Raw genomic sequence first — 17,360 nt, forward strand, 5'->3', positions numbered from 1 at the left:
TGTCGCGGATTGATGCGCTATGCAGCGCAGGAGCCAGCAAAATGCCGGAAACGGTTGGCCAGTGCGGAGGGGTTGATGAGCGAGATCGAACGCGAGAGCATGGAATTCGACGTGGTCATCGTCGGGGCCGGCCCGGCGGGCCTTGCCGCAGCGATCCGTCTCAAGCAGGTCAATCCCGAGCTTTCCGTCGTGGTGTTGGAAAAGGGCGGCGAGGTTGGTGCACACATTCTGTCAGGCGCCGTCGTCGATCCAATAGGCATCGACCGCCTGTTGCCGGGCTGGCGCGAGGAAGATGGCCATCCCTTCAAGACGCCGGTTACGGCCGACGATTTCCTGGTGCTCGGCCCCGCCGGCTCGTTCCGTCTGCCCAATATACTGATGCCGCCGCTGATGAACAATCACGGCAACTACATCGTCTCGCTCGGCAATGTCTGCCGCTGGCTGGCAACCAAGGCTGAAGCGCTAGGCGTCGAAATCTATCCGGGCTTTGCTGCCGTCAGCCTCGTCTACAACGATGCCGGCGCCGTCACGGGCGTCGTCACCGGCGACATGGGCGTCGAAAAAGACGGCACACATGGCCCGGGCTTTGCGCCGGGCATGGCGCTGATGGGCAAATACGTGCTGATCGGCGAGGGCGCGCGCGGTTCGCTGTCCAAGCAGCTGATCGCAAAATACAAACTGTCCGACGGGCGTGAGCCCGGCAAATACGGCATCGGCCTCAAGGAGCTGTGGCAGGTCAAGCCCGAGAACCACCGGCCGGGCCTGGTGCAGCACTCCTTCGGCTGGCCGCTCGACCTGAAGACAGGCGGCGGCTCCTTCCTCTACCACCTCGAGGATAACCAGGTCGCGGTCGGCTTCGTCCTGCATCTCAACTACAAGAACCCCTGGCTGTCGCCCTTCGAGGAATTCCAACGGTTCAAGACGCATCCGGCGATATCGCGCACCTTCGAGGGCGCCAAGCGCATCGGCTATGGCGCGCGCGCCATTACCGAAGGCGGCTGGCAGTCGGTGCCGAAACTCTCCTTCCCCGGCGGCGCGCTGATGGGGTGTGCGGCGGGCTTCGTCAACGTGCCGCGCATCAAGGGTTCGCACAATGCGGTGCTGTCCGGCATGCTGGCGGCCGAGCATGTCGCGCAAGCGATCGGCTCCGGCCGCGCCAATGACGAACTGTCGTCTTATGAGGACGCCTGGCGCGCGACCGATATCGGCAAGGATTTGAAGAAGGTCCGCAACGTCAAGCCGCTCTGGTCGCGCTTCGGCACCATTATCGGCGTCGGCCTCGGTGGTCTCGACATGTGGCTGAACACGCTGTTCGGCTTCTCGCCCTTCGGCACGCTGAAACATGGCAAGGCCGATTATGCCACGCTTGAGCCCGCGGCCAAGCACAAGAAGATCGCCTATCCCAAAGCGGACGGCGTGCTGACCTTCGACCGCCTGTCCTCGGTGTTCCTGTCCAACACCAATCACGAGGAAAACGAGCCGGTGCATCTCATCGTCGGCGACATGGAGTTGCAGAAGCGTTCCGAGCATGATGTCTTTGCCGGGCCTTCGACCCGCTATTGCCCGGCCGGTGTTTACGAATGGGTCGACAAGGACGGCAACGCCGCCGCCGATCCGTCTGACAAGGATGTGCGTTTCGTCATCAACGCGCAGAACTGCGTGCACTGCAAGACCTGCGACATCAAGGATCCCAACCAGAACATCAACTGGGTGCCGCCACAAGGCGGCGAAGGCCCGGTCTATCAGGGCATGTGAGCCTCACCGACCGGGGCCGTCTCAACCAGCAAAAATGGCGGCGATGGCCGGGTTTACCAAGGCATGTAAGGCGCTCGGCGCCAAAGATTGTTGAAACCGTCGTCTGCTTGTGGTCTCATTGCCGCGTCCATGGGGAAAATGGCATGCGCGTGGTGGTCTTGTTTTGCGTCGCCGTCGTAAGCGCGGCCTGCGGCGTCGTCGGGACGGCGTCGGCGGGGGTGAAAACCGTCGTCAAGACGCGAACCTATGACATCACCGGCACGACAGGTGCCGGTCTGGTTATCGCCATGAACCGCAGGGGCCCCAAGCACGGTTTCATGACCCACGCCATCGCGCAGACAAGCTACACCGCCGACTGGAGCCTGGACGTGGGTCAGGTCAACGGCGTCTGCCGCCTGCGCCAGGCCAATGGAACGCTCAACATCGCCTACACCTACCCGCGCGTCGCCTCGGCCGTCACGCCGGCGCTGCGCAAACGCTGGAACCGGTTTTTCACAGGCGTTCTCGCTCATGAAGGAACCCATGGCCGTATCGCCGGGCAGATGATGCAGGCTGCCGAGCGGTCGGTTCGCGGCCTGAAATTTGCCAACGATCCGCAATGCAACAAAACGCGCGTCGAAGCCACGCGGCGCTTGCAAGCCACTTCCAAGCTCTATGAGGCAAAACAGATCGCGTTCGACGCGCGCGAGCACAGTGAAGGCGGCCATGTCGAGCGCATCATCGAGGCCTTGGTAGGCTTGTGAAACCGTAAGCCCCGTGGCGTACGATCTAGCCGCCCATGCTGGGCTGGATCAGCGACACAGTCGCGGTAGAATCCTCGTCGACCGGCTTGGTCTCGTCGCGCATCAATGAAAATTCCACCATCACCGGCAGATGGTCGGAGCCGGTCTCTTCCATCTGCGTCGACGACAGGATGGTCACCCCGCCCTTCGAAAACACCTGGTCGATCGGCAGGCCCACATAGCGCCGCAGGAAATCGGGCAGGGTCCGGTGGATCCAGGTCGGTCCGGCCGACGGCATCACGGTCAGTCCGCCGAGCGAGGCAACGCGCCGTACCGCGGCGCTCCACGGCACGGCATTGCAGTCGCCGGCCATGATCGCCGTCTCGCCGAGCGAGGTGAGCGTCTCGGTCAACTCGCCGATCTGCCAGTATTGTTCCTTCGGCCACGGCCAGCTCAAATGGATCGCCGCGACATCGACCGGAGTGCCGCCGAAATCGACGGTGGCGGCCGCCATCGCGCCGCGCGGTTCGCAATGCGGCTCGGTGCCGGCCGCAAAAGGTCGCCGGGACAAAAGCGCCACGCCCCACACGCCGTCGGGATGGGCGCACAGGATGCGATAGGGATAGGCGTTCTCGATATAGCCGAGTTCGGTCGCCCACATGGCCGATACTTCGTCGAGCGTGATCACGTCCGGGTTGGTCCTGGCGATCAGCGAAAGAACCTTCTTGGGTGTCGGATTGTTGAAACGCAGGTTCATCTGCAGCAGCCGGTAGACCGGTTCGTTGCCGGGCGCGGCGTCATTGGCGGCCTGCACCGGCCACAGGCGCGGCAAGGTGCTCAACGTGCTGGCGAAGGCGGCCACGGCCAGCAGCAGGCCCACGCCCGCCTGCAGGCGAAACGAGGTGGCGAGCAGCGGCAGCGCAATCAGCCCCATCAGCACGGCAAAATGGATGCGGAAATGGGCGAAGGAATCGAAGGCCGGATGCAGTGCGCCAAAGAACCCGGCTACAAGCGCGGCCGAGAGGCCGAGCATTGCCAGGAACGCCATTGAAGCCATCATCTTTCGCACGCGTGCCATCAGACCGGGTTTTGCCCATAGACCGGGTAATACATTGCCGAGGTATCAGGCCTTTATCGGCTGAAATGCGGCCCAATCAAGATGACGAAACGCCTCGCGGCAAACATTTACGGCAAGCCGGTCTACTGAAAGGCCGTCTCCGAAAAGCTTCTCAGCTTGCGCGAATGCAACCGTTCCATCGGCATTTCCGCCAGCTTCTCCATCGCCTTGATGCCGATGGTCAGATGCTGCGCCACTTGCCGCTTGTAGAATTCGGTCGCCATGCCGGGCAGCTTCAACTCGCCATGCAGCGGCTTGTCGGAGACGCAAAGCAGCGTGCCGTAGGGCACGCGGAAGCGGAAGCCATTGGCGGCGATCGTGGCCGATTCCATATCGAGCGCGATGGCGCGCGACTGCGACAGCCGCTGCACCGGTCCGCGCTGGTCGCGCAGTTCCCAGTTGCGGTTGTCGATGGTGGCGACGGTGCCGGTGCGCATGATGCGCTTGAGATCGTAGCCGGAAAGTCCGGTGACTTCGGCGACCGCCTCCTGCAGCGCCACCTGGATCTCGGCCAGCGGCGGTATCGGCACCCACACCGGCAGGTCATCGTCCAGCACATGGTCTTCCCGGACATAGGCATGCGCCAGCACATAGTCGCCCAGCGCCTGAGTGTTGCGCAGGCCGGCGCAATGGCCGAGCATCAGCCATGCATGTGGCCGCAGCACCGCGACATGGTCGGTGATCGTCTTGGCGTTGGACGGGCCGACGCCGATGTTGACCATGGTGATGCCGCCATGGTTCGGCTTCTTCAGATGATAGGCTGGCATCTGAGGCAGGCGCGGCGCCGCCACGCCTTCGCTGGGCGCGTTTTGCCCTGCCTTGGTGATGACATTGCCCGGTTCGACGAATTCGGTATAGCCGTGGCCGCCTTCAGCCATCTGGGCCCGCGCTCGGGCGACGAACTCGTCGATGTAGAACTGGTAGTTGGTGAACAGCACGAAGTTCTGGAAATGCTGCGGGCTGGTCGCCGTGTAGTGCGTCATGCGGTGCAGCGAATAGTCGATGCGCTGCGCCGTGAACGGCGCCAGCGGCCTTGGTTCGCCGAACGCGACCTCGAAGGTACCGTTGGCGATCTGGTCGTCGGTGCCGTCGAGATCCGGCACGTCGAACAGGTCGCGGATCGGCCGTTTGATGCGGTCGGCGGCGGCGCCATCGACATGGGTTCCTTCAAGGAACGCGAAATGCAGCGGGATCGGCGTGGTCGATTCCGAAACCGTTACCGGCACGCCGTGATTGCGCATGATCAGGCGAAGCTGCTCTACGAGATAGCGTTCGAACAGCACCGGCTGGGTGATGGTGGTCGAGAAATGCCCGGGGGTCGGCATGTGGCCGTAGGCCTGGCGCGAGTCGATCTGGGTGAACGAATTGGTGGTGACGCCGATCTCCGGGTAGAAGGCGCGGTAGCGCTTGCTTTCGTCGCCGCCGGCGGCAAGCGTGGCAAAGGAGTCGCGCAGAAACTTGGTGTTGCGGTCGTAGAGCACCTGCAAGGCGGCCACGGCCTTTTTGGCGTCGTCGAAGCTCTGCTTGCCGAAAGGCTCCGGCATGACGACCGATTCGATAGCTTGTGGGTAGATTCGCTTTTCCATGGCTCAATATAGAGACTTGAGGCCGCACTTGGGAGGGGAGGGTTGCCGCCAAGTGGTCGATTTATTCGTCCACGCCCAAGGTGTGCTGAGATTCAGGTAAGGCTGAGCCGGAGTCGAGGACGGGCGCGAAGCGACCAAACTGGTTGGCTTCGAGAACCGGAGCGGAGCGTACTCGAAGCATGTGAGCACCAAGGCCGCCACTTGCAGGCCGGCATCACCTTAATACCGGCACACCTTACCCGCGCTGCAGACTGACCAGCAAGACAAAGCCGACGCCATGCTTCTTCGTCGCCGGCGCGTCGATCGTCGTGTCGGCATTGGCCCGCATCATTGGCATGGCCAGGACCGGCGCCGACAGCACGACCAGGACGAGCGCCGCCCGCGGCAGGAGCCGAAGGGTCTGGAGGGCGTTGATGGCGATGCGGTTCATGGCTTTTGCTTTTCTGTTTGGATCTATGTCTTTGTCGTCTCAGGGGCGAAAATGGTTCATGCAATCGAATTGGCAGGAACTGGCTGCATCCCAGGAACGGGCCGGACGGCCGGATTCGGCCACGAGGATGGCGAAGAGCATCCCGAACAGGCTCATCAACAGGCAGACGATGGTGAAGCGGCGAGCGAGCATTTGCGGAGTGTCTCCTTGAACACGCCATCAAAATGCCCTGATGCGACTGAACCGGCGCTGATGCCGACGTTCATCTGCGGTTCAAAGTGATTGACGATGTTTTAGGGAGAGCATCGGTTCGGGTTTGCGCCGCCGCAAACGGCACGGTCGTCGCTATGGCGCGGACCGTCCTGCAAAAGAAAACGGGGCCTGTGAAGGCCCCGTTGGTCAACTCAAAGCAGCAAGATCAGAGCTTGTGCCAGGTCTGGCTCTTGCAGATCAGCCCGCCGAGCACGCAGCCGCTCATCTTGAGCGAGGTGCCCGACAGTGTTGCCTTGCCCGAATAGGTCTTGTCGTTTGCCGGATCGGTGATGTTGCCGGCATATTTGTTGCCCCCGGCCGCCTTGAGCGAACCGATGGTCTTCCCGGCATATTTGCCGGTCTTCAGCGTGATGGAGAATGAACCGCTGCCGCCGATTACTGCTGTGTCGCCGGCTTGTGTCTTCCAATTGCCTTCGATCGGATCGGCCCAAGCCGCACCAGCCATCATCACGGCGGCCGCCAGGGCCAAGCTCACTTTGCGAAACATATCTGTCCTCCCTGGTTTAGATGGGGCAGCCGCCTCTCTGCCGCTTACGCAAACGTAAGCTAATCCAGCTCCCGGCAAAACAAAAGCGTGCCGCGACGGAAGGTTTCGCAATTTTCATGCGGGGTCGGGAGAGCGCAGCCCGTGAAAATGAAACGATCGAGGCGTTGGCTTTGGTTTGCGTGGTTAGCAGAGTGTTGATCGGCGCCTTGCAAATTTTCGTCAAATCGATCGAAAAACGGCGGGATTGCTGACTTTGTATCCTTAACGAATTTCCGCGTTTACCTCTTGTTTTAGCTTTGTTTTCTCCAAATTAAGCACGCCATTTAACGACGGATTCAAGGCTCGGCCTCATTCTCGGAAGCATCGAAAGAGCGGCTCCCCAGGGAACACCGGGGGACAGAAGAGGCCCGCTCTCGGGAGCCAGACAGGGGACTAAAATGGCACGTTTTGAAATGCTTGAAGCCGGCTTCGGCGCCATGGGGACAACTGCCCAGGCCGACATTCTTTTCGAACTGGGCATGATGTATGCGACCGGCCGCGATTGCGAGACCGATGTCGTTGCCGCCCACAAATGGTTCAACATCGCCGCCATCAAGGGCTCGGTCCGCGCCGCGGAACTGCGCTCGGAACTGTCGGCCGCAATGTCCAAGGTCGAGATCGCCAAGGCGCTGCGCGAAGCCCGCGAATGGATGACGATGCACTGAGATCGCGAGCAGATTATCGCAGGCAGATTATCGAAAACAGGGAAGCCCCGGGATCAAGACCGCAAAGACGGTCGGAACCGGTGAAACGACAAGGCCGCGACAAGACGGCCGACCATGAAAGAACAAGAACGCGGCAGGCCGGCACGGTCCAGTCGTGCACAATGGGGACGGCGGGCAGGTTTTCGTGGCGCGGGGGCGCATGGGGACTGCTACGAGCAAAAAGCCACGACCGGCCGGAACAGGCTGGCGTGGCTTTTTGCGTTGATGAGGCCCAATCGAGCGGCGCCGATGCGCCTAGACAGGCCCAATGAAGGATGAAATTGTCCCGCCTTCGGAAAGAAGCGCGGCCAGAGCGGCTGCGCGAGTGTGGGAGGAGTTCTATCACCATGAAAAAAACGGGTATTTTGAGCGCGGCCGTATTTGGCCTGATGATGAGCGCGCCGGTTGCCTTTGCCGATGACATCACCATTTCGGTGGTCGGCCCGATGACCGGACAGCTCGCCACGATCGGCGACCAGTTCAAGCAGGGCGCAACGGCAGCCGCCGACGCGATCAACGCCGCCGGCGGTGTCAACGGCTCGATGATCAAGCTCGACATCGAGGACGACCAGTGCGATCCCAAGCAGGCGGTTTCGGTGGCCAACCGGATCGTTGCCAACAGCGTCAAGTTTATCGACGGCCATGCCTGTTCAGGTTCGAGCATCCCGGCTTCCGCCGTCTACGCCGAGGCCGGCGCGCTGATGATGAGCCCGGCCTCTTCCAATCCCGAGCTGACCGATGCCGCCGCCAAGGCCGGCTGGCCGACGATCATGCGTCTCTATACGCGTGACGACGCGCAGGGCGCCTTCATTGGCCCGTGGATCGCCAAGAAATATGCCGGCAAGAATGTCGTTATCCTGCATGACAAGAGCGCCTACGGTCAGGGCGTTGCCGATGCCGTGAAGGCGACGATGAATGCCGGTGGCCTCAAGGAGATCGACTATGAAGGCATCAATGCCGGCGAGAAGGATTATTCGGCTCTCGTCACCAAGCTGAAGGACCTCAAGGCCGACGTTGTCTATTTCGGCGGCTATCACCCGGAAGCCGGGCTTATCCTGCGTCAGTCGGCCGAGCAGAGCGTCAAGTTCCAGCTGATCATGCCGGACTCGATCGCCTCGCCGGAATTCTGGCAGGTCGCCGGCCCCGCCGGTGAAGGCACCCTGTTCGTCTTCCCGTCGGACCCGCAGGCCAAGCCGGAAGCCAAGGAGGCCATCGCCAAGATCAAGGCGGGCGGCTTCGTGCCGGAAGGCTTTACGCTGTTCTCCTACGCCGTCGTTCAGGCGTTTGCAGAGGGCGTCAAGCGCGCCGGAACGGACGATCCGGTCAAGGTAGCCGAAGCGCTGAAGAACGGCACGCCTTTCAGCACCGTGGTCGGCGACGTGACCTTTGATGAGAAGGGCGATCTGAAGAACGCCAGCTACGACATCAACCAGTGGCATGACGGCAAATACGCGCCAATCGCGCAGTAATCGTCCGCGTACTCAAGGAAATGGCCGGGCTTGTCCTGGCCATTTTTCGTTCAAGCCTCCAGCCGGCTATGCAGCCTCTTCAACGAAGCGCACCAGCACCGTTCCGTCGGTGACCTGCGCGCCCTCGGTGGCGATTTCCGCGATCACGCCGTCATGGCTGGCCGCGATCGTGTGCTCCATCTTCATCGCTTCCAGGATCAGTAGCGGCTGGCCCTTGATCACCCTTTCGCCCTTTGCCGCGCGCACCAGCTTGACCACGCCTGGCATCGGCGCGCGCAGGCTGCCGGAAGCGGCGGCCGCCTCGTCGGTGCGCGCCAGCGGATCCGGGACGAAGAAACTGTAGCCGACCGCGCCTTCGAAGACGGTGACGTGGCCTGGCCAGCGGGCAAGGCGAGGGGCGGCGCGAAGATCATGCGAATTGACGCTGTCATAGGGCGCGTCCAGCGCCACCTCGAAGCGCCCGTCCGGCCGCACTGAAACACGCGCCAGTATATCGTCCTCGCCATGGCGCAGGCGCGTGCGGCGCGCAATGCTGTGGAAATGCGCATAGCCGGCAAGCGACGACCACGGATCGTTCGACGGCGGCAAGGCACCGGCGCCCGCCGCGGCAAGGGCCGCCGCGGCAACGATCTCGCTGCGCGGCGGGGCGACCGCGGTCAGCGCTTCCTGATGCCTGCCGATCAGGCCGGTATCGACGTCGCCGGCCGAAAAATCGGTGTTCGCGGCAAGTGCCGCGAGAAAGGCGGTGTTGACGGTCGAGCCGGCAATCTCGGTCTGCGACAACGCAGTCCCGAGCGCATCGAGTGCCGCCTGCCTGTCCTTGGCGTGGACGACCAGCTTGGCGATCATCGGATCGTAGAAGGGCGAGATCGCATCGCCGGCCCGCACGCCGGTCTCGATGCGCATGCTGGCGCCTTCGGGCGCGTTGTCGGGAAACGCCAGGTGATGCAGCGTGCCGGTCGCCGGCAGAAACCCTTTCGCCGCGTCCTCGGCATAGATGCGCGCCTCGAAGGCGTGGCCGGAAAGCGTGATTTCGCTCTGCGTCTTCGGCAGCTTTTCGCCGGCGGCTACCCGCAACTGCCACTCGACCAGGTCGGTGCCGGTGACCATTTCGGTGACGGGATGCTCGACCTGCAGGCGGGTGTTCATTTCCATGAACCAGAAACGGTCGGCCTTCAGCCCCTGCGAGGCGTCGACGATGAATTCGATGGTGCCGGCGCCCGAATAGCTGATCGCCTTGGCGGCCTTGACCGCCGCTTCCGTCATCGCCTTGCGCAGCGCCGGCGTCATGCCGGGCGCCGGCGCTTCCTCGATCACCTTCTGGTGGCGGCGCTGCGCCGAGCAGTCGCGCTCATAGAGATGCACGGCATTGCCAAAATTGTCGCCGAACACCTGGACCTCGATGTGGCGCGGCTTGTCGACATATTTTTCGACCAGCACGCGATCGTCGCCGAACGCGGCCTTGGCCTCGCGCCGTGCGCCTGACAGCGCTTCCGAAAAATGCTCGGGATGTTCGACGCGGCGCATGCCCTTGCCGCCTCCGCCGGCGCGCGCCTTGATCAGCACGGGATAGCCGATCTCACGCGCCTTGGACGCCAGCAGCACGATCTCCTGCGCCTCGCCATGATAGCCCGGCACCACCGGCACGCCGGCCTTTTCCATCAGCCGCTTGGCCGCATCCTTCAGCCCCATGGCGCGGATCGAGGCGGCCGACGGGCCGATGAAGGTGAGCCCTGCCGCCACCACCAGGTCGACGAAATCGGGGTTTTCCGAGAGGAAGCCGTACCCGGGGTGAATTGCTTCGGCGCCGGTCGCCAGCGCCGCCGCAACAATCTTGTCGCCGCGCAGATAGCTTTCGCCGACCGGCGAGGAACCGATACTCACTGCCTCGTCGGCCATTTTGACATGCAGGGCCTTGGCGTCCGCGTCGGAATAGACGGCAACGGTGCGCACTCCCATCTTCCTGGCCGTGCATATCACCCGGCAGGCGATCTCGCCGCGATTGGCGATCAGGATCTTGGCGAACATGGAGCCTCCAGAGTTTGTCTCGGGCGGCGCCGGTCTGGCAGGAATGAGCCTATTTCGAAGCCGCGATTTTGCAGCCGCCGCTCGCGGTCTGAACCTTCCACTTTTTCAGGCCAACCTGACAGCTTCGCAACGCCAACTCTTCCGCGGCCTTCTGAGATGGCGCGTTCAGCCGCGCACCGCAGATGATGTAAAGATCGTCGACGCGCGAGTAGAATGTGGTCGCGTAGGCCGAGTGGCCACTCGCCGCGACATAGGCGTTGTACGACTTCGTGCAGGGCTCCTTTGGATTCAGTGACAACGGAGGCCAGAATCGGGTGTCTCCCTTGCTGCCCGCCAGCGATCCAGCCGCCCCGATACCGGGTGCCGTAAATACGAGCAGGCCGGCAAGCATCGATACAGTAATTCGTTTGATGCGTGTCGATTTCATCTTGCGCCGCCCATTTGAAAAATGCCCAAGCCGATGCTTGTCGGCCTACTTCGATGCCGCAACTTCGCAGCCCGCACCTGTAATGACCTTGTAATGGCTGCGGGCGGACTCGCAGGATTTCATCGCCCGTTCTTCGGCAGCCTTCTGTGACGGTGCATTCAAGCCCGAGCCGCAGATGATGTACAACGAACGGATCCGGGCATAGGGCGTGGTCGCATAGGCCGAATGGCCGCCGGCGGCCACATAGGCGTTGTAAGCCATGGTGCACTGGTCTTTCGGGCTTTTCGGCAAATACGGATAGAAATGGATGTCGCCTTTGCTTCCCGCCAGCGATGCCGCGGCGCCAACGCCGGGTACCGCAAATATAAGCAAGACTGCAAGTACCGACGCAGTCGTCTTTCCCGAATATTTCGGCCTCATCTTTACCCCATCCCCGTTGCCCAATGCGGGATGAACAATAGCGTCTATTCTCCAGTGCCGCCAGCCTGCTCACCGAAAATTGCTTTTGCGTAGGTGGATGAACCATCTTATCCATGCAGACTAGCATCCTCCAATGGCAGCAACGGCTTGTCGGTATAGTTGAGCTGTTGGCTCGTCGAAGCAGCAGAAAATAACTGTTTCGGGCGTTGAGTTCTGTCCGACGAAGGTACCTGCGATGCCAACGGCAATCTGCGTCGCCTCATTTTTCGGATAACGGTAGATGCCGGTCGAGATCGCCGGAAATGCCACGGTCCGGCAATCCCTGGCGGCGGCGATTTGGAGTGACCTGATATAGCAGGATACGACCAGTCCGGCTTCGCCTTTGCCGCCGCCTCGCCAGACAGGTCCGACCGTGTGGATGATGTAACGTGCCGGCAGGTGATAGCCCTTGGTAAGCTTTGCCTCGCCGACTTGCAGCCGTTCAGCATCCGGCATTCGAATTCGAGCTCCGGGCCGGCGGCGCGGTGAATGGCGCCGTCGACGCCGCCGCCGCCCAGCAGCGAGGAATTGGCGGCATTGACGATGGCATCGACCGCAAGCCTGGTGATGTCGCGGTGTGGACATGTATCCGTTCGCCGAACTTGCTCATCTCACATCCTGAACACGCCGAACTTCGTTTCCTCGATTTCGGCGTTGAGCGCGGCCGACAGGCTGAGCGCCAGCACCTCGCGCGTTTTCGCCGGGTCGATGATGCCGTCGTCCCACAGCCGCGCCGAGGAGTAGAGCGGGTGGCCCTCATGCTCGTATTTCATCAGGATCGGCTTCTTGAATTTCGCTTCCTCGTCCGCGCTCCACTCACCGCCCTTGCGCTCGATGCCCTCGCGCTTGACCACCGCCAGCACGGTCGCCGCCTGTTCGCCGCCCATCACCGAAATGCGCGCATTCGGCCACATCCACAGGAACCGCGGCGAGTAGGCGCGTCCGCACATGCCGTAATTGCCGGCGCCGAACGAGCCGCCGATGATCATCGTCACCTTCGGCACGCGAGCGGTGGCGACCGCCATCACCAGCTTGGCGCCGTCCTTGGCGATGCCGCCGGCCTCGTATTTCCGCCCGACCATGAAGCCGGTGATGTTCTGCAGGAAGATCAGCGGGATCTTGCGCTGGCAGCACAGTTCGATGAAATGCGCGCCCTTGACAGCACTTTCGGAAAACAGCACGCCATTATTGGCGATGATGCCGACCGGCATGCCCTGAAGATGGGCAAAGCCGGTGACCAGCGTGGTGCCGTAATTCTGCTTGAACTCGTCGAACTCGGAGCCGTCGACGACGCGCGCGATCACCTCGCGCACATCATAGGGCTGGCGCAAATCCGTCGGCACGATGCCATAGAGTTCACGCGGATCGTGAAGCGGCGGCGCGGGTTCCTGTAAGCTCAGGCTTACGGTCTTGCGCCGGTTGAGGTTCTTGACGATGCGCCGGCAAATCGCGAGCGCATGTTCGTCGTCCAGCGCATAGTGGTCGGCGACACCGGACAGCCTGGTGTGCACGTCGGCGCCGCCAAGCTCCTCGGCGCTGACATCTTCGCCCGTAGCCGCCTTCACCAGAGGCGGGCCGCCGAGAAAAATGGTCGCCTGGTTGCGCACCATGATCGTCTCGTCCGACATTGCCGGCACATAGGCGCCGCCCGCAGTACATGAGCCCATGACGCAGGCGATCTGCGGAATGCCGGCCGCCGACATGTTGGCCTGGTTGTAGAAGATGCGGCCGAAATGCTCGCGATCGGGAAACACCTCGTCCTGATTAGGCAGGTTGGCGCCGCCGCTGTCGACCAGATAGACGCAAGGTAGATTGTTTTGCAGCGCGATCTCCTGTGCGCGCAAATGCTTCTTCACCGTGAGCGGATAATAGGTGCCGCCCTTCACCGTGGCGTCGTTGACCACGACCATCACCTCGGTGCCTTCGACACGGCCGACGCCGGCGACGAGGCCGGCCGAGGAAATCTCCTCGCCATACATGGACCATGCCGCGAACTGGCCGATCTCGAGGAAAGGCGAGCCGGTGTCGAGCAACTGCGCCAGCCGCTCGCGCGGCAACAGCTTGCCGCGCGAAACATGACGCTCGCGCGCCTCCTCCGAGCCACCGCGCTCGACGCTTGCCGCCTTGTCCGCAATGTCGGCAACCAGCGCCCGCATGCGCTCAGCATTGGCGCGGAAGGTTTCGGAGGAGGGCGAGATCTGGGTTTGGAGTACGGCCATGCTAAACCCCTTCCGCCATGATCTCGCGCCCGATCAGCCAGCGGCGGATTTCGCTGGTGCCGGCGCCGATCTCGTAGAGCTTGGCGTCGCGCAACAGCCGGCCGGTCGGATACTCGTTGGTATAGCCGTTGCCGCCAAGCAGCTGGATGGCGTCGAGCGCCATCAGCGTCGCCTTTTCGGCGGCAAACAGCACGCAGCCGGCAGCATCCTTGCGTGTCGTCTGGCCGCGATCGCAGGCAGCCGCGACAGCATAGACATAGGCACGCGCGGCATTCATCGTCGAATACATGTCGGCGAGCTTGCCCTGTACCAGCTGGAACTCGCCGATCGGCTGGCCGAACTGCTTGCGCTCATGCACATAGGGGATGGCGACATCGAGGCTCGCCGCCATCAGCCCGAGCGGGCCGCCGGCGAGCACGGTGCGCTCGTAGTCGAGGCCCGACATCAGCACCTCGACGCCGCGGCCTTCCTCATGCAGCACATTGTCGTAGGGAACCTCGACATTGTCGAACACCAGTTCGCCGGTGTTGGAGCCGCGCATGCCGAGCTTGTCGAGCTTTGGTGATGCCGAGAAGCCGGCCATCGTCTTTTCGACGATGAAGGCGGTGATGCCGCGCGATTTCCGCTCCGGATCGGTCTTGGCATAGACGACCAGCGTTTCGGCGTCGGGGCCGTTGGTGATCCACATCTTTGAGCCGTTGAGCACATAGCGGTCGTTGCGCTTTTCAGCCCGCAGCTTGAGCGAGACGACGTCCGAGCCGGCGCCCGATTCCGACATGGCCAGCGCCCCGGCCTTTTCGCCCGAGCACAGTGCCGGCAGGAACTTCTCCTTCTGCGCAGGTGTCGCCCAGCGGTTGATCTGGTTGACGCAGAGGTTCGAATGGGCGCCGTAGGAAAGGCCGACCGAGCCCGAGGCGCGCGAAATCTCTTCCACCGCAATGACATGGGCGAGGTAGCCCATGCCGCTACCGCCGAAATCGGGATCGGCGGTGATCCCAAGCAGGCCGAGCGCGCCGAGTTCTTTCCACAGATGCGCGGGGAACTGGTTGCTGCGGTCGATCTCGGCGGCGATCGGCGCTATTTTCTCCTGGGCAAAGCGGCGCACCAGATCGCGCAGCGCCTCGATGTCCTCGTCATGCCCGAAGCTGAGTGTGTTCGTGTACATGCCGCTCCCTCCCGGAACTGTCGTCTATGTTCGCGCCAACTAGGCGCATTGTCATTGAAAGATATGTCGCCGTGACTTCAGCCATCGACAGCCGCTCGCCCGGCCGGAACCAGACGATGACGCCGGTCATCATCTGGATCAGGGCCATGGCAGTGAGCCCGGTGTCATCGACACTGAAGGCGCCGGCCTCCGCGCCGTCGCGCAGGATGGCGCGCAACTCCTTCTCATAGGCGGTGCGCATGCGAAGGATCTGCGTCAGCCGGTCATGCGACAGGCTGCGCAATTCCATATTCGAGACATGGGTTGAGTGGCGGCGCTCGATGTGGAAAGCGATGTGGTTTTCGACATAGGCGGCAAGCCGCGTTGCCGGATCGGCTGCGTCGGGGCGTGCGGCGTCCCACGCTTCGATCAGCCCTTCCATATGTTTGCGCATCAGCGTGAACAGCAGGTCTTCCTTGGTCGGAAAATAGCGGTAGAGCGCGGCCGCCTGGACGCCGACCTCGGCGGCAAGCTGCCGCATCGACGTCGCCTCATAGCCGAAGCGGGCGATCAGGCTGACCGCTGCCTCGCGGACGGCCGCTTCAGTTTTTTCGCCATCGGATCCCGTTGTGCGTGCCATGATCGCCTCCCGGTATTTAGTAATAAAACGAACGTTCAATTAATTCAAGCGGCAATAAAGTGGTTCCGTCTAGACAATGATCCGAAAGTCGATGGGCGAGTCGAGGAGTTCGAATTCTTCGACTCGACCCTCGAAACCGAAGCTCCCCTTGGCCCTTGCCGGAGCCGTTCGATCATTGTGGAAACCGCAGCATCGGCACCGGCAATCGAGGCCGTCACCGTGCCGTCTCGTTCATTGCGTACCCAACCTACGAGGCCAAGCCTTATCGCTTCGCGTCGCGCCCACATCCGGTAGCCGACGCCTTGCACCTTACCATGCATGCGCGCCTGCACCGCCTTTTGCCGGTCGTTATCTCCCATGCTCAAGAACTGGCGCGGGATCGGACGAAAGCAACAGCCTTGAACGGTTGGATTGTTGTTGGATCGACGGAAGCCGGGGGCCCGGCTGATTCTGTCTTGGCCTTTGGCGGCATTGGCAGGCCGTGTCGCGACGGCAATCGGCCGGGCTAGTTTCCCCGTGCCGCGGCGAGCGCGCCGGGCAGTTCCTCGGCAAAGATGTCGAGCTCATGATCGAGGCCGACGCTGACCCGGATGCAACGTTCGAGCCTTGGCGCCATCGGCTTGCGGATGAAAACGTCGCGCGACAAAAGGTTTTGCAGCACTTTCAGCGCGAAGGCGCCGTCCTGGCCGCTGTCGATGGTGACGAAATTGGTCGCCGATGGCAGCGGCTTCAGCCCGTTCGTCTCCGCAATCCCGGCTATACGTGTGCGGCCGGCAGCGACTCGCGCCACCACGGTGTGCAGCCAGTCCTGGTCGGCCAGCGCCTCGACGCCGGCGATCTGCGCCATGCGGCTGACGCCGTAATGGTTGCGGATCTTCTCGAAGTCACGGATCACCTCGGCTTCCGCCACCGCATAGCCGCAGCGTATGCCGGCCAGCCCGTATGCCTTGGAGAAGGTGCGCATGCGGATGACATTGGGTCGCGCGACATCGATCGGCGGCAGCGCCGAGGCCGGCCCCAATTCGCCATAGGCCTCGTCGAGCACCAGCATGGTGGTTTCCGGCAACGCTTCGACGAAGCGGGTGATATCTCCTGCTTCCCACCAGCTGCCCATCGGATTGTCCGGATTGGAGAGATAGACCAGCGGCGCCTTCTCCTTGATGACTGCCTTGAGCAGGCCGTCCAGGCTTTCCTTGTCGTTCTCGTAAGGCACCGTGACCAGCCGGCCGCCGACGCCGGCAATGTGGAAGTTGAAGGTCGGATAGGCGCCGAGCGAGGTGACCACTGCGTCGCCGGGCGCGACATACATGCGCGCCACCAGGCTGAGCAGCCCGTCTATGCCTTCGCCGACGACGACGTTTTCGGCGCCGACGCCGAGATGGCAGGCCGCAGCCTGCTTCAGATCGTAATTGTCGGGATCGCAATACATCCACTGGTCACGCGCGACGCGCTCCATACGGGCGATAACGCGCGGCGAAGGCCCGAAGCTGCTTTCATTGGCGCCGATGCGGGCGCGAAAAGCACGTCCGCGCTCGCGCTCCTGCGCTTCCGGTCCGACAAACGGCACCGTCGAGGGAAGCGCGCCGACAAGCGGCGTGAGGGCAGGGCGCTGGCGCATGGCAAAGGCTCACGAGAAGATGGGCCTTCTTGCTAGCGTGCCCAATAGGACGGCGCAAGTTCTGGCGCGGCTGGAAATAGTGGCCATCACGCCCGTGATGAAATCGGCGCGGGTGGTCACGCTCTACGACCTGACCGCCGGTAGGCGGCAACCCTTTTGAAGGCCAGCACTGCAGCCAATGGCGACGGGCGCTTCAAAAAGAAAACCCGGCGGTTGCCCGCCGGGTTCGATTTTCAGCCAGGC

Annotated in this window: 18 protein-coding genes and 1 pseudogene; 5 read left to right on the forward strand and 14 right to left on the reverse strand. The window is 62.6% G+C overall.

Annotated elements, in window-relative coordinates; all coding sequences use genetic code 11:
- Positions 1–75: 75 nt before the first annotated feature.
- Positions 76–1,755, forward strand: coding sequence for an electron transfer flavoprotein-ubiquinone oxidoreductase (locus tag NKK52_RS03520; protein ID WP_023684517.1), 1,680 nt, complete (start codon positions 76–78; stop codon positions 1,753–1,755).
- Positions 1,752–2,498 (forward strand): DUF922 domain-containing protein, encoded by a 747-nt coding sequence (locus NKK52_RS03525; protein WP_348625725.1) that lies wholly within the window; start codon positions 1,752–1,754, stop codon positions 2,496–2,498. Before NKK52_RS03520 ends, NKK52_RS03525 begins: the two co-directional genes overlap by 4 nt.
- A gap of 25 nt (positions 2,499–2,523) precedes the next feature.
- On the opposite strand, the gene NKK52_RS03530 is transcribed toward NKK52_RS03525, so the two are convergent.
- From NKK52_RS03530 to NKK52_RS03550, 5 genes are all read right to left on the reverse strand, one after another.
- Complete coding sequence (locus NKK52_RS03530) at positions 2,524–3,537, reverse strand: endonuclease/exonuclease/phosphatase family protein (RefSeq protein WP_156933752.1); 1,014 nt, start codon at positions 3,535–3,537, stop codon at positions 2,524–2,526.
- A gap of 140 nt (positions 3,538–3,677) precedes the next feature.
- Positions 3,678–5,138 (reverse strand): AMP nucleosidase, encoded by a 1,461-nt coding sequence (locus NKK52_RS03535; protein WP_023731828.1) that lies wholly within the window; start codon positions 5,136–5,138, stop codon positions 3,678–3,680.
- Between the two features lie 277 nt (positions 5,139–5,415).
- The gene (locus NKK52_RS03540; protein ID WP_023670200.1) at positions 5,416–5,610 is read right to left on the reverse strand and encodes a hypothetical protein; all 195 of its coding nucleotides are present in this window, start codon (positions 5,608–5,610) and stop codon (positions 5,416–5,418) included.
- Positions 5,611–5,649: 39 nt separating this feature from the next.
- On the reverse strand, positions 5,650–5,802 hold the full coding sequence (locus tag NKK52_RS03545; protein WP_023670201.1) for a hypothetical protein: 153 nt from the start codon (positions 5,800–5,802) through the stop codon (positions 5,650–5,652).
- A 226-nt stretch (positions 5,803–6,028) separates the two neighbouring features.
- Positions 6,029–6,370, reverse strand: coding sequence for a DUF2147 domain-containing protein (locus tag NKK52_RS03550; protein ID WP_023731827.1), 342 nt, complete (start codon positions 6,368–6,370; stop codon positions 6,029–6,031).
- Between the two features lie 437 nt (positions 6,371–6,807).
- Here NKK52_RS03550 and NKK52_RS03555 point away from each other — a divergent pair, with 437 nt between their 5' ends.
- The gene (locus NKK52_RS03555; protein WP_023684514.1) at positions 6,808–7,074 is read left to right on the forward strand and encodes an SEL1-like repeat protein; all 267 of its coding nucleotides are present in this window, start codon (positions 6,808–6,810) and stop codon (positions 7,072–7,074) included.
- A gap of 386 nt (positions 7,075–7,460) precedes the next feature.
- A complete protein-coding gene (locus tag NKK52_RS03560; protein WP_023687260.1) occupies positions 7,461–8,582 on the forward strand; it encodes an ABC transporter substrate-binding protein in 1,122 nt (373 codons plus the stop codon).
- Between the two features lie 66 nt (positions 8,583–8,648).
- Here the strand turns inward: NKK52_RS03560 and NKK52_RS03565 are convergent, their stop codons facing one another.
- From NKK52_RS03565 to NKK52_RS03605, 9 genes and pseudogenes are all read right to left on the reverse strand, one after another.
- Positions 8,649–10,610 carry an acetyl/propionyl/methylcrotonyl-CoA carboxylase subunit alpha gene (locus NKK52_RS03565; protein ID WP_023684513.1) on the reverse strand — a complete coding sequence of 654 codons (1,962 nt, stop codon included), beginning with the start codon at positions 10,608–10,610 and terminating at the stop codon, positions 8,649–8,651.
- A gap of 49 nt (positions 10,611–10,659) precedes the next feature.
- Positions 10,660–11,037, reverse strand: a complete 378-nt coding sequence (locus tag NKK52_RS03570) for a hypothetical protein (RefSeq protein ID WP_023684512.1) — start codon at positions 11,035–11,037, stop codon at positions 10,660–10,662.
- Positions 11,038–11,082: 45 nt separating this feature from the next.
- The gene (locus NKK52_RS03575) at positions 11,083–11,457 is read right to left on the reverse strand and encodes a hypothetical protein (protein ID WP_023670207.1); all 375 of its coding nucleotides are present in this window, start codon (positions 11,455–11,457) and stop codon (positions 11,083–11,085) included.
- A gap of 120 nt (positions 11,458–11,577) precedes the next feature.
- A pseudogene (locus NKK52_RS03580) lies at positions 11,578–12,106 on the reverse strand (O-acetyl-ADP-ribose deacetylase).
- A gap of 1 nt (position 12,107) precedes the next feature.
- Entirely contained in the window at positions 12,108–13,715 is a 1,608-nt protein-coding gene (locus NKK52_RS03585; RefSeq protein ID WP_023684511.1) for a carboxyl transferase domain-containing protein, read from the reverse strand.
- A gap of 1 nt (position 13,716) precedes the next feature.
- On the reverse strand, positions 13,717–14,880 hold the full coding sequence (locus NKK52_RS03590; RefSeq protein ID WP_023684510.1) for an isovaleryl-CoA dehydrogenase: 1,164 nt from the start codon (positions 14,878–14,880) through the stop codon (positions 13,717–13,719).
- Positions 14,849–15,499 (reverse strand): TetR/AcrR family transcriptional regulator, encoded by a 651-nt coding sequence (locus NKK52_RS03595; protein WP_023684509.1) that lies wholly within the window; start codon positions 15,497–15,499, stop codon positions 14,849–14,851. The genes NKK52_RS03590 and NKK52_RS03595 overlap by 32 nt, the downstream gene beginning before the upstream one ends.
- A 44-nt stretch (positions 15,500–15,543) precedes the next feature.
- Positions 15,544–15,858 carry an acylphosphatase gene (locus tag NKK52_RS03600; RefSeq protein ID WP_155924235.1) on the reverse strand — a complete coding sequence of 105 codons (315 nt, stop codon included), beginning with the start codon at positions 15,856–15,858 and terminating at the stop codon, positions 15,544–15,546.
- 146 nt (positions 15,859–16,004) lie between these two features.
- The gene (locus tag NKK52_RS03605; RefSeq protein WP_023684508.1) at positions 16,005–17,117 is read right to left on the reverse strand and encodes a pyridoxal phosphate-dependent aminotransferase; all 1,113 of its coding nucleotides are present in this window, start codon (positions 17,115–17,117) and stop codon (positions 16,005–16,007) included.
- Between NKK52_RS03605 and NKK52_RS03610 the strand changes: the two genes are divergently transcribed.
- Positions 17,116–17,277 carry a hypothetical protein gene (locus tag NKK52_RS03610; protein ID WP_023684507.1) on the forward strand — a complete coding sequence of 54 codons (162 nt, stop codon included), beginning with the start codon at positions 17,116–17,118 and terminating at the stop codon, positions 17,275–17,277. The genes NKK52_RS03605 and NKK52_RS03610 overlap by 2 nt on opposite strands.
- Positions 17,278–17,360: the final 83 nt, after the last annotated feature.

Source organism: Mesorhizobium sp. C277A, assembly GCF_040324395.1.
Lineage (GTDB): Bacteria > Pseudomonadota > Alphaproteobacteria > Rhizobiales > Rhizobiaceae > Mesorhizobium.